The 12,354-nt window shown below is 59.7% G+C and carries 12 protein-coding genes; 10 read left to right on the forward strand and 2 right to left on the reverse strand.

Annotation, left to right across the window (positions count from 1 at the left end):
- The first annotated feature begins 25 nt into the window (after nt 1-25).
- The 8 genes from ACO07N_RS10305 to ACO07N_RS10340 all read left to right on the forward strand — a co-directional run bounded on the left by ACO07N_RS10305 (nt 26) and on the right by ACO07N_RS10340 (nt 9,481).
- Nucleotides 26-2,074 carry an EAL domain-containing protein gene (locus tag ACO07N_RS10305; RefSeq protein ID WP_421980932.1) on the forward strand — a complete coding sequence of 683 codons (2,049 nt, stop codon included), beginning with the start codon at nt 26-28 and terminating at the stop codon, nt 2,072-2,074.
- A 236-nt stretch (nt 2,075-2,310) separates the two neighbouring features.
- Nucleotides 2,311-3,105 carry an autoinducer binding domain-containing protein gene (locus ACO07N_RS10310; RefSeq protein WP_421980933.1) on the forward strand — a complete coding sequence of 265 codons (795 nt, stop codon included), beginning with the start codon at nt 2,311-2,313 and terminating at the stop codon, nt 3,103-3,105.
- 334 nt (nt 3,106-3,439) lie between these two features.
- Nucleotides 3,440-4,168: a FadR/GntR family transcriptional regulator gene (locus ACO07N_RS10315; protein ID WP_421980934.1), complete on the forward strand. Its 729-nt coding sequence runs from the start codon at nt 3,440-3,442 to the stop codon at nt 4,166-4,168.
- Complete coding sequence (locus ACO07N_RS10320) at nt 4,161-5,330, forward strand: aminotransferase class I/II-fold pyridoxal phosphate-dependent enzyme (RefSeq protein ID WP_421980935.1); 1,170 nt, start codon at nt 4,161-4,163, stop codon at nt 5,328-5,330. The genes ACO07N_RS10315 and ACO07N_RS10320 overlap by 8 nt, the downstream gene beginning before the upstream one ends.
- Nucleotides 5,331-5,367: 37 nt before the next feature.
- Nucleotides 5,368-6,624, forward strand: coding sequence for an ABC transporter substrate-binding protein (locus tag ACO07N_RS10325; RefSeq protein ID WP_421980936.1), 1,257 nt, complete (start codon nt 5,368-5,370; stop codon nt 6,622-6,624).
- Complete coding sequence (locus tag ACO07N_RS10330; RefSeq protein ID WP_421980937.1) at nt 6,621-7,550, forward strand: carbohydrate ABC transporter permease; 930 nt, start codon at nt 6,621-6,623, stop codon at nt 7,548-7,550. Before ACO07N_RS10325 ends, ACO07N_RS10330 begins: the two co-directional genes overlap by 4 nt.
- Nucleotides 7,551-7,558: 8 nt before the next feature.
- Nucleotides 7,559-8,401, forward strand: a complete 843-nt coding sequence (locus tag ACO07N_RS10335; RefSeq protein WP_319385305.1) for a carbohydrate ABC transporter permease — start codon at nt 7,559-7,561, stop codon at nt 8,399-8,401.
- Between the two features lie 18 nt (nt 8,402-8,419).
- Nucleotides 8,420-9,481 (forward strand): ABC transporter ATP-binding protein, encoded by a 1,062-nt coding sequence (locus ACO07N_RS10340; RefSeq protein WP_421980938.1) that lies wholly within the window; start codon nt 8,420-8,422, stop codon nt 9,479-9,481.
- 427 nt (nt 9,482-9,908) lie between these two features.
- On the opposite strand, the gene ACO07N_RS10345 is transcribed toward ACO07N_RS10340, so the two are convergent.
- Both ACO07N_RS10345 and ACO07N_RS10350 read right to left on the reverse strand, forming a co-directional pair.
- Nucleotides 9,909-10,373 (reverse strand): SRPBCC domain-containing protein, encoded by a 465-nt coding sequence (locus ACO07N_RS10345; RefSeq protein WP_421980939.1) that lies wholly within the window; start codon nt 10,371-10,373, stop codon nt 9,909-9,911.
- 4 nt (nt 10,374-10,377) lie between these two features.
- Entirely contained in the window at nt 10,378-10,671 is a 294-nt protein-coding gene (locus ACO07N_RS10350; protein ID WP_421980940.1) for an ArsR/SmtB family transcription factor, read from the reverse strand.
- A gap of 343 nt (nt 10,672-11,014) precedes the next feature.
- On the opposite strand from ACO07N_RS10350, the gene ACO07N_RS10355 reads away from it, so the two are divergent.
- Both ACO07N_RS10355 and ACO07N_RS10360 read left to right on the forward strand, forming a co-directional pair.
- Entirely contained in the window at nt 11,015-11,248 is a 234-nt protein-coding gene (locus ACO07N_RS10355) for a hypothetical protein (RefSeq protein ID WP_421980941.1), read from the forward strand.
- Between the two features lie 185 nt (nt 11,249-11,433).
- Nucleotides 11,434-12,264, forward strand: a complete 831-nt coding sequence (locus ACO07N_RS10360; RefSeq protein ID WP_421980942.1) for a class I SAM-dependent methyltransferase — start codon at nt 11,434-11,436, stop codon at nt 12,262-12,264.
- Nucleotides 12,265-12,354 lie beyond the last annotated feature (90 nt).

Below are 12,354 nucleotides of genomic sequence, written 5' to 3' on the forward strand. Positions count from 1 at the left end.
CTCCGGTCTGACGCAGAGCAATATATTGTCTGCCTTTCACACTTCCCTTCTGGAAGTGCTGCCCTTCGCCGCTGCCTATGTTGCCAGGGACGGCGGCATTCTGGCCTGCAACAGGGTGTTTGAAAACGGTCTCCAATTGCGGGGTCTTGCGCGCGTTCCCGCCCGGTTTCAGGACGTCTTGTCCGGGGAAAGCTGGAAGCGGTTCGAGCGTGTTCTGTCGGCTGCCTTCGGTGGTGTTCCCGCGGAGGTAAGCGGCGAGATTCGGCTCTTGTCGGGCGACGCGTTTTGCCGCCACTTCATGTGCACCTCCCGCGTTCTGCTGCACAAAGGCTGCGAGGCGGTTCTCGTCCAGTTCGGCGCGGAAAACGGCGCACCGGAACAGCCAAACGCGGCCGAAGCGATGCAAAGCCGGGACGCCGCGGAACACGGGAACACGTTCGCGCAGCAGATCTCGGACAGCCGGGTTCTTGAACACTTCCCCGATGAAATACTCTATTTTGACGGTTCCGAGAGCCATGCGGACATGGCGCTGACGCTGCTTGAAAAGACAGGCGGTGTGCAAGACCTGGACGGACTGACGCGCACGCTTGAAGAGGCAAGGCAGTCCCTGCCGCAGACCTTGCACATTCCGGAAGACTGTGCCCCGGCACGCGAGCCCGGAAACGGCGGATCGCGTGTCAGCGAAGTCAGGCTGGTCGCGTTGCCGCGCGACCGCGAGGGAAGAGCAGACGGAAGTCCGTGCATGGCCATTGTCAGGCGGAACGTCGACAATCCGGCGGAGATTGCAGAGAACAAACGTCTTGCATACGAAGACCCCCTGACGGGGCTGGAAAACCGGCGGGCCTTCACGAGGGCCCTGAAGCGCGAATTGGAGCGCATGCCATCCGACCGGGAAACCGGGCTCGCGGTCTATTACATCGATCTCGACGAATTCAAGAAGGTCAATGATTTGGGGGGGCATGATGCCGGCGACGATATGCTGTTGCGCGTCGCCTCCTGTTTGAAACTGGCACTCGGCGAGTTCGGAACGGTCGCAAGGATCGGCGGCGACGAATTCGCAGCGATGCTTCCGGTCACAAGCCGGGAAACCGCGCATGAATATGCGGAGAAGATCCTCGAAGGCTTCGGCCGGATAAGGCTCGAAATCAAGGAGCGTGTTTTCACGATTTCCGGTTCCGTTGGCGTCGCCTATGCCGACGCGGCGACGCATCGCAGGAGCACCGATGCGAATGCCCTGCTGGGGCTCGCAGACACGGCCTGCCTGCGCGGCAAGCGGGGTGGCGGGAGATCGGTTCAGTTGCACGGGGTGGGCGCGGAAGACACACCGGCAAACCTAGAAGAGAACGACAACCTGCCCGAAGCGGAAAGTTTCTGCGGCAAGGAACTGACGCTCTATGCCATGCCGATCGTGTCGCTCAGGAACAATGAAACCTGTGGTCACGAGGTGCTGCTGCGGCTGCAGGGTGACCGCGCAAAGGGACTTTCCTCACGCGCCTGGATTTCGGCGGCTGAACGCTCGGGCTTCATTGCCCAGGTCGATGCCTGGACCCTCGACAGGGTGCTGGACGCGGCGGAGCGCAATGCCAACAGATCCCTGCTGACGATGAATGTGTCGGCGGAATCGGCGCGTGATCCCGGCTTCCGCGACGGCCTGCACAACCGCCTGTCCGTCAATCCGCTGCTGGCCTCGCGCCTGTGCCTCGAAATTGCGGAAAGGGATTTCCTGCGTGAACCCTCGACAGTCGAATCCTTCTTCGGTTTCGTCTCCGAGTTCGGGTGTCAGACGGCGATCGACGACTTTGCCGGTCACTGGCCGGTTCTGTCACGCCTGCCGGGCATGCGGGTGGAGTGGCTGAAGCTGGAGGCGGGCCTGACACGACAGGTGCTGCGGGAGCCTGCAAGGGCGGAAATCCTGCGCGGCCTGATCGGAGCGGCGCGCAATCTGGGGATGAAGGTCATCGCCAAACACATCGAAACGCCCGCCCAGGCCGATCTGCTTCGCACGCTGGATATCGAGGCGGCGCAGGGTTTCCACTTCGGGCGTCCCGCGCCCTGGATCGAGATGCGACCCTGACCCGCGATGTAACGACGCATACACAGTTCTTTTGCGGGCGGTCGAGTGGTCGTAAACAGGGTTTTTGGTCGAAATCCGGAAAATCAGCCGCTTTTCGAGATGCTTCTTCTCATTGAGTGAGGTGCGCGCCCATCGAATTGACCTGTCAAAAATACTGGCGGGAATTCTGCAGATTTATATTTTTGAGAAATAGGGATATCGGTTGCATCGGGGTTGTGTCGTGAGCAAGGGCAGGCATGCCGGAAAACCTGTGCAAACACGCGGAGTTCATCGTCTCCTGCTATGAGAGAGTGACCCGCCTGGAAACCCCGGGCGAGCTGTTTTCCCTGTTGAAGGAAACAGCGACTGCGCTCGGCTTCACCAACTACGGCGTGGTTTTTCTGCCGGATCGGCAGGACCGCCAGATCCGGTCCGCATTCGTTGCAACAAACGTGTCTTCCGACCTCGTTGCCGAGTATGACCGGCACAGGTTGCTGGAAAACAGTCCGGTCATGTCGGCTTTGCGCACGGACAGGAAGCCGGTCGAATATGACGTTGAGCATTTGCCGCTGCAGCGCTCGGAGGAACAGACAGCCGTCATCCGGGAACTCTTCGTCAGGCACAAGGTGCCGCGCGGAGTCTTCCTGCCGTGCTACGATCATGTCGGCAGGAAAGGGGCAATCGCCTTCATGGGCGAACGGCCGCTGCCGACAAGCGGGGAAACGGCGGTGTTGCATCTCCTGTGCCACTATGCATTCGGGCATCTCCACCTGCTTCTTTCGGCCTCACAGCGCACGAAGGAGCTGACACCCCGCGAAATCGAATGCGTCGAGCTTGCTGCTCTCGGCAAGACAAATCTTGAATGCGGGCTGATCCTAGGCGTCTCCGAAACCACGATCGCCGGGTATTTTTCGTCCATCTCCCGAAAGCTGAATGCCGCCAACAAGACCCACATCGTCGCGCTCGCCTATGAACGCGGGCTGATCGCGCCGAAGGGAAAGGAGGCGAAAGCCCGTCTCAAGGCGCACCTTCCAGAGGGCAACCTGACCTGATCGGCCACAGGTCTTCAGGTGGGGCCATCCAGATCGCAAACCGCGGCGCGGTGGATTGCAGGGCGCGATCGAGCCCTGGGACAGCGTATCGGCGAGCCATGCCCCGGAGCAGCGCCAATTGAGTGTTGCCCGCCCAACCGATCCTTATTCAGACAGGTATGTGAATCACTTAAACGCTGATTTGTTCGCGGAAAAAGCCTCGCGAATGTGCGCGCATATCTTTGCGCTCATGAGGGCTATCATTTCGGGTTCTCAACTTTGTCAGACATAATGTTTACAATGTCAGACAAAGTGATATGGTTCGGCCAGTCAAAGGAAAGGTCGACATCGGTCCATGGCGGAAAAAACTCCGGTCAAAAAACGCACTCCCGAAGAGCAGGCAGCTGAAGAGCCGCGTGACGTGCCCCACGCGCTCATCAGGCTGATCGAGGATGAGGGCCTCCAGGTTGGTGACCGGCTGCCACCCGAGCTGGAGCTGGTGCGGCGTCTCGGCTTTGGCAGGTCGACCATTCGCGAAACCCTGAAGACCTGGGAAAGCATGGGTGTCGTCAGCCGGAACAAGGGAGCCGGGACCAGGCTGATCGGCGAAATGTCGCGGAACACCCTGCGGGTGGCGCTGACGATCAAGCATGAGGCAGAGAGCCTGATCCGGATGCAGCAGGTGCGCCGTCCGCTCGAAATCGAGGCCGTTCGCCTGGCAACACGGCTGGCAACGCCGGATCAGCGCCGGGTCATCAATGCGCGCGCGGCCGAACTCATCGCCGTTTACGAGGCCGGTGAAGACTGGCGCCCCGCCGACCATCGCTTTCACAAGGCGATCCACGCCGCGACCGGAAACCCGCTCTTCGAACAGATCATCGACCAGATCCTGAAGTGCTTTCACGACATCTACGAAACACCCTTCGGAAAGCCGCATCTGGGCCAGGATTCCATCCCGCTGCACAGGCCCCTGGCCGACGCCGTCATTGCCGGTGATGAGGACAAGGCGGTCGAATTCACGGAGCGCATCATCGACATGGTGTGCGCTGAAACCCTGAAAATCGCCGAGGCATGCAATGACTGAACGGCGCCCCGGCGACTATTCGATCGAAACCCTGCTTGCGACCGTGGCCGAAGGCGCGGGCGGTGCGGTGGTTCCGCCAATCGTACAGACGTCGCTGTTCACGTTCGACAGCTACAGTGCCTTCGAGGACCGGATGGCCGGACGCTCTGATGATCCGCTCTACAGCCGGGTCCAGAACCCGACGGTCGCCGCGTTCGAGGGCCTGATCGCCGCCGCCGAGGAAGGCGAGGCGGCTGTCGGTTTCGCATCCGGGATGGCGGCGATTTCCTCCACCGTGCTGGCGCTGGTCAGGCCGGGCGACCGCATCGCCTGTGTCGAGCACGTCTATCCGGACGCCTACAGGTTCTTTGAGCGCCTGCTCAGACCCTTCGGGGTCGAGATTACCTATCATCCGGTCGCGGATTTCGAGACGGATCCGGATCTGCTGGCCGGGGTCAGGCTTGCCTATCTCGAAAGTCCGAACACGGTCGTGTTTGAGGCAATGGATCTGCCAAGGGTTGCAGCCCACGCGAGGCGGCATGGTGCGCTCACGGTGATTGACAATTCCTGGGCGACCCCTGTCTTTCAGCGTCCGCTGACGCTTGGCATCGATATCGTGCTTCACTCCGCGTCGAAGTATTTATCGGGCCATTCCGACACGGTGGCCGGGGTCGTCATTTCCAGCGCGGAACTCGTCGGACGGATCCGCGATCTGTCACTCTCGCTGCTCGGTGGCAAGCTCGCACCGTTCGAGGCTTTCCTGCTGACCCGGGGCCTCAGGACGCTTGGCGCCCGCATGCGGCAGCATCAGTCAACGGCGGACCGGTTTGTCGGCAGTCTTTCCGGGCATCCATTGGTCAAGGCGGTGCGGTCACCGGGTCCCAATCAGGTGCCGGGGCTGACCGGCCGGTCAGGCCTGCTCTCGGTGGAGCTCGATGACAGCGTCAGCATCCCGGACTTCGCCGACGCCTTGAAGCTGTTCCGGCTCGGGGTGAGCTGGGGCGGCTTCGAGAGCCTGCTTCTGCCGACCCAAATCGCACTGAACCAATCCGGGGAAGAGAACTCGCTGCAGCGGTTCGGCGTTTCGGGCCGGCTCGTCCGTCTGAGTCTCGGACTGGAAGATCCCATCGACCTTTGGGCTGACTTTGATGCGGCTCTCAACCTAAGCGCCAAACGAAAATAAGGCGTGCCAACCAACTGAACTCAAAAGAGGTGGAGATATGAATAGACTGTTCAGCGCACTCAGTGCGTTAGCTGTTCTGGCGGCAACGTCGGCTCAAGCGGAAACATTGAAGCTGGTGGAAGTGATCACCAGCCCGGAACGTACCGCAGTCCTGCAGGGACTGGTCGATGAATTCGAAGCGGCAAACCCCGGTACGGAAGTCGAAATCGTGTCGCTGCCCTGGGGCCAGGCTTTCGAGAAGTTCGCAACCATGGTTGCCGGCGGCGACATTCCCGATGTCGTTGAAATGCCGGATCGCTGGGCGGGCATCTACAAGGACAAGCTGGTCAATCTGAATGACAGGATCGCCGGTTGGGAGCACGGCAGCACGCTGACCCAGAAAACCATCGACATGGGCCGGCAGACCGACGGCAAGACGGTGCGGATGATCCCCTACGGCTTCTATCTGCGCGCGCTCTTCTACAACAAGAAGCTGCTTGAGGAAGCGGGTGTCGCGGGGCCACCGAAAACCATGGAAGAATTCATGGCGGCGTCCAAGGCAGTCTCCGAGCTCGACGGCAAATACGGCTATTGCCTGCGCGGCGGTCCGGGTGGCCTGAACGGCTGGATCATGATGGCGGCGACCATGAATGGCGACAACACCTTCTTCGACGAGGAAGGCAAGAGCACGCTCAACCAGCCGGGGTCTGTCGAGGGCATCCAGTTCCTGATTGACCTCTACCAGAACGGCTACGCGCCGAAGGACGCAGTGAGCTGGGGCTTCAACGAGATCGTGGCGGGCTTCTACTCCGGCACCTGTGCGTTCCTCGATCAGGATCCCGACGCGCTGATCGCCGTGGCCGAACGCATGGATGCGGAAGATTTCGCGGTCGTTCCGATGCCCGTCGGTCCCGGCGGCAAGGCCTTCCCGACAATCGGCTTTGCCGGATGGGCAATGTTCGACACCACAAGCGATGAAGATCTTTCCTGGAAACTGATTGCGCACCTGTCCGATCCGGAAGCCAACAAGACCTGGGCGAAGCGCGTCGGCGTCATTCCGATCCACGAGGGCGCGGAACAGGACCCGCACTTCAAGACGGAGCAGTTCGCCGGCTGGTTCGAAACGCTCAATGGCGAGCAGTACATTCCGACTGTCATGCCGACCTATCTGGAACAGTTCGGCTATTTCGCGGACTCCATCGCGCTGGAAACCAGCCAGGAAGCCCTGCTTGGCCAGCTCAGCGCACAGGAGGTTGCCGATCAGTGGGCTGAATTCCTGACGGAGGAATACGGCCGCTGGAAAGCAGCTCAATGACAGCTCAGGCTGACAACGCGCCCGGGAAAGACCGGGCGCGCGGTTCCTTTTACCTCCGCTACATGGTGGAGCCCTATCTCTATCTGTCGCCGGCGGTCATCGTGATTGCACTCGTGATGCTGGTTCCCCTTGTCATCGGCATCTCCTACGCCTTTCAGGCGGTCAACCTGCTCCGGCCGTTTCAGACCGGTTGGGTCGGGTTCGAGAATTTCCAGGCGCTGTGGAGCGACAGGAAGTTCTGGCTCGCCCTGACGAACACATTCTGGTGGACGCTCGGGTCGATCACCTTCCAGTTCTTCCTGGGGCTCGGGCTGGCGCTCTTGCTGAACACCCGGTTCCACGGCAAGCGGCTTGTCCAGGCGCTGGTGTTCCTGCCCTGGGCCGTGCCGACATTCCTGTCCGCCCTGACCTGGGCGTGGCTGTTCAACCCGACGATCGGTCCCCTGCCGCACTGGCTTTCGGCGCTCGGCATCCTGTCCGAACCCTACAACATTCTCGGTGACCCCAATCTGGCCATGTGGGGTCCGATTACCGCCAACGTCTGGTTCGGCATTCCGTTCTTTGCCATCACGCTTCTGGCGGCGCTGCAGTCAATACCCGGCGAACTTTACGAAGCGGCCGAGATCGACGGTGCGTCTTCCTGGCAGATGTTCACCAAGATCACACTGCCGTTTCTTGCACCGATGATTGCGATCACCGTGATGCTGCGCACGATCTGGATTGCGAATTTCGCGGATCTGATCTTCGTCATGACGGGCGGCGGCCCCGCCAACTCGACGCAGATCCTGTCCACATACATCTTCACGACCGCGTTCAGGAAACTCGATTTCGGCTACGCCTCCGCGATCGCCGTTGCGCTGCTCGGTCTGCTCCTGATCTACGCGGCCGTCCTGCTGGTTCTGCGCCGCAAACTCGTCAAGTTATGAGGGTCGCCATGACTGCCCTGCGTCAGACGCCGCCCTGGGCGGTTGCCGGAAAATACCTTGCCCTGGCGGGGTATGTGGCCTTCGCGCTGTTTCCGCTCTACTGGCTTGCCAAGATCGCGGTGACGCCGGACAAGCTGATCTTCAGCGAAGGCACGGCCCTTGTCCCGAGCCGGTTCACGTTTGAGAATTTTCAGACGGTTCTCTTGCAGACGGATTTTGTCGCCTATTTCCGCAACAGCCTGATCGTGTCACTGGGAACCGCCGCGATCACAACGATGATCGCGGCCGCCGCCGGCTATGCCTTTTCCAGGTTCGACTTCCGCGGCAAGCGGCTGATCATCGCGCTCATGCTGATCACGCAGATGTTCCCCCTCCTGATGATCATCGCTCCGATCTACAAGATCGTCGCAACGCTCGGCCTGCTCAATTCCCTGACCAGCCTGATCATCGTCTACACCGCATTCAACATCCCGTTTGCCACATTCCTGATGCAGTCCTTCTTTGACGGCATTCCGAAGGATCTGGAAGAGGCGGGCATGATCGACGGCTGCACGCGGTTCGAAGCCCTGCGCAAGATCGTCCTGCCGCTGACCCTGCCCGGGCTGGGAGCAACCCTCGGCTTCATCTTTACAGCTGCGTGGAGCGAACTCCTGTTCGCCCTGATGCTGATCAATTCCAACGACGCAATGACATTCCCCGTGGGGCTCTTGACCTTCGTGTCCAAGTTCTCCGTGGACTGGGGGCAGATGATGGCGGCGGGCGTGCTCGCGCTGGTGCCGTCCTGTCTCTTCTTCATCTTTATCCAGCGGTACCTGGTCCAGGGCCTGACAACCGGAGCCGTGAAGGGCTGAGCCCCCAGGGAGGACGATGTGGCACGCATCGAGTTGAACAATATCGCCAAGTCCTATGGGGCCGTCGAGGTTCTCAGGGACGTCAACCTGACGATCGACGATGGGGAATTCATCGTTCTGGTCGGACCGTCCGGCTGTGGCAAGTCGACCCTGCTGCGCATGATTGCAGGGCTGGAACCGATCACCGGCGGGGAATTTCAGGTCGACGGCCGGCGCATGAACGACGTGCCGCCGCGCGACCGGGATATGGCGATGGTGTTCCAGTCCTATGCGCTTTATCCGCACATGGATGTTGCACGCAACATGGGCTTTTCGCTCGAGATCCGGAAAGCACAGAAGGAAGAGCGCAGCCGGAAGATCGCCGATGCGGCAAGGACGCTCGGCCTGGCGTCGCTGACCGAACGCCTTCCCCGGGCGCTGTCGGGCGGACAGCGCCAGCGGGTCGCGATGGGACGGGCGATCGTCCGGGATCCGAGCGCCTTCCTGTTCGATGAGCCGCTCTCCAATCTCGACGCGGCCTTGCGCGTGGAAATGCGCCTGGAAATCGCGCGGCTCCACCAGCGGCTGAACGCGACCATGATCTACGTGACGCACGACCAGGTCGAAGCCCTGACGCTGGCGGACCGGATCGTTGTGCTCAATGCCGGCGATATCCAGCAGGTGGGAACGCCGCTGGATCTCTATGAGCGGCCGCGGAACAGGTTCGTGGCACAGTTCATCGGCTCGCCGACAATGAATATTCTGAGTGTCGACCAGGCGGAAAACGGTGTGACGCTGAAGGACGGAACCGTTCTTCAGGTGGGGCCCGGCCACGCACAGGGCCAGGCACGTGAACTCGGCGTGCGGCCGGAGCATATGGATGTGGTCGCCGACGAGGCTGCCCACGTGAAAGGTGTTGCCGAACTTGTCGAGTATCTGGGATCGGACACCAACATCCATGTCAGTGTGCCCGGTGTCGGTCCGGTTCTCGTGCGCCGCCACGGGCATTTCCCATTAAAGGCCGGAGAGACCGTCAACATTGCGCTCGACCTGGAAAAGGCGCACCTCTTCGGGGCCGACGGGATGCGTCTGCACACGTGAACACCGGAAAATCGGCGAAGAAAAGGGGCCGCCCCGTTTGGTGGTTGCCGCCTTGCCGGTGTTTTGTTTCGAACGGGTCAAACCTTGGCCAGGCGGAAGACCCTGATCATGCCGTGATTGCCTGCACTGCTGTCCGGTTTAACTCGGCAATGATCTATTTAGGCGATCCCCGGTCAATGAACTTGTCATTCCGGCTGAAGCGCAGCGGAAGGCCGGAACCCAGTAACCACCTGTTTCTCCTTCATCTTTTAACCCTCGGCCACTTGGAGTACTGGTTCCCGGTCTTGCCGCATGTGCGGCAAACCGGGACGACAAATCGAAGAAACAATTCCATATCGCGATTTGGTGGCGCACGGAATTATTTCTCTTTCTCAGAGACATAAGTTCGAATGTATTTTTTTGACCGGACAGCAGTGGATCGCCGGCGTCAAACTGCGTTTGCGAAGTCCGTGAATCGGTTCTGAATGATGTCGGTCCAGCCGGTCAGGTAGTTCCCTCTGATCTCGGTTGCCTTGTCGCCTCGTGCTTCCCAGCCATCGTGAACCAGCGTGACGATGGTCTTGCCATCGTCTGCAAGCTCGAAGTCGACAGTGACTGTCGTTGCTTCACGCTCCGGCGAACCTGGATGCCAGCTGAACGCGACGCGCCTGCCTTCCTGGTAGTCCAGGATGGTGCCCCAGATCCTGTGTTCTCCCTTCGTCGAAACCTCGAAGATCTTTCCGCCCTCATGCCGCTCGATCACAACGCTCTCCGGCGCGGGCTCGCCAAGATACGGGCTGACCGAATGGGTCTCCAGCGGCCACCAGTGCGAGGCCCTGGACATGAACGCATCGAAGGTTTCGCTCGGGCTTCGGTTGATTCTGGTCACGATCTTGACCGGCTCGAGAGACATCGGACTATTCCTCCTGTTCGTCAATTGAGGCCAGCAGATCTGACCAGTGGGCGGTCCAGAACGCGCGCAGTTCGTCCAGCTTGTCCTTGTTGATGCAGTAGATGTTCCGCGTTCCTTCCGAGCGCGCGTGGACAAGACCCGTGTCCTTCAGGACTTTCAGATGCTGCGACATGACAGGCTGCGAAACGTCAATTCTCGACGTCAGTTCGCTTACCGACATCGGCTGCCGCGCCAGCTCATCGATCACGCTCTGGCGGATGGGGTTCGAGAGAGACTTGAGTTCATCTTCATAAGGCATTTCTAATTATAAGATAATCCTTATGAAGATGGCAAGCCGAATTCGCGCGGGGGCCATCTCGCACTCAGAAAGCAGGCCCTTGAGCCACGCGCAGTCACACGCGCCTTCGTCTCGATACCGAGTTTCCTCACGCTTTCCAGGAACCAGAGATTTCATTTTGGCAAACCGCGGTGCTCCAGTCTTCGCGGCAAGACCATCCGCTGCCTGGCTTCAAGATCAATTGCGTGACCGCTGTCACAGCAACGGGAAAGCCGGCTGGGTAACCTTGTGCCCATAGAGACAAACCCGATTTGAGAGAAAGATATTGGATATGGGCAAGGTTCGAATGGAAGGTATTTCGATTATGAAATACGTCGACAATACAAGCTCCACAGAAGAGGACACCTTTCAGTTCGTGTCCGATCTTGGAGAAGACAGGGAGCCGTCCGGTGCGTCCGATGACCCTATCCCAACGGAAACGATCTCGTTGAACTACGAGGAAATCAAGGTCACCTATGACGATGCCGCCGTTCTCGACTTTGCCTTGACCGGCGATGGCGACTTTTCACCGAACAGCGCCGACGATTTCCTGTTCTGATCCGAACATCGGGACAGCGCAGAACTCGTCCTAAAGTAATCCACTCTGGTGTCAAAACGGACCATCGCTGCATCGCAGTCGTATTAAACGGCAAAAAGCAAGGACTGAAGATCTGCTAAGCGGACCAGGCTGACATTCCGGACCACTGTGTTTATTCTGGCGTCGTCAGTTAGGGAGGCTTCAAAATGACCAATCCCGATGAAGTCGCGCACCATTACCATTCCGGACACTTGCTCAAGCGGATTGCTGACGGTTGCGCAGCACTGAACTTGAGTCCGCCAATTGCTCACGACGCCTTGGCTCCGGTTGACGAATTTCACATCGGCGGACGCCTTGCTACCGAACCTTTCGTGAAGGCTCTTGATCTTTCATCCGACAGCCGGGTTGTCGATTTTGGATGTGGTCTCGGTGGTCCAGCACGCTATGTCGCGGCGGCTACGGGGGCACACGTTACTGGCATCGATTTAACCGCTGAGTTTGTGGAAACCGGACGCGCTCTCACCGAATGGACGGGCTTGTCGGATAGGGTCCAACTTATCGAAGGCAGTGTGCTTGATTTGCCGCTCGAAGCTGCATCCATGGACGCCGCTTATATGATCCACGTTGGTATGAACATCGCGGACAAGGTCGGTATTGCGCAAGAGGCGAAGCGGGTGCTCAAACCGGATGGCGTCTTTGCGATCTACGATGTGATGCAGGTCGGAGAGGGCCACATGGACTATCCTGCTCCGTGGGCTTCCTCTTCGGATCAGAGCGCGCTCGCACCGCCGGAGACATATGAGGCAGCTTTGACATCCGTTGGGTTCGAGCTGAGCGACCGGATCGACCGCACCGCGTTTGCCAAACAGTTCTTTGCGGACCTGGCTGCCGCGCAAAGCCGTGTGGACGGCCCTCCACCTTTGGGTCTTCATCTTATCATGGGCGATGATACGGCGCTTAAGGTTAAACACATGGTTCGAAATATCGAAGGTGGATTGATAGCCCCGATTGAGATCCACGCGCGTCTCCCAGTTTAACTTTGTGTCGGCTCCTGTCTCGGAACGGACCTGCGCTGTGCAATTGTCTAAGGTCAGCTGTGCGGACAAAGCCGCCTTTCAATTCCTGTT

Source organism: Roseibium sp., assembly GCF_965229775.1.
Classification (GTDB): Bacteria; Pseudomonadota; Alphaproteobacteria; order Rhizobiales; family Stappiaceae; genus Roseibium.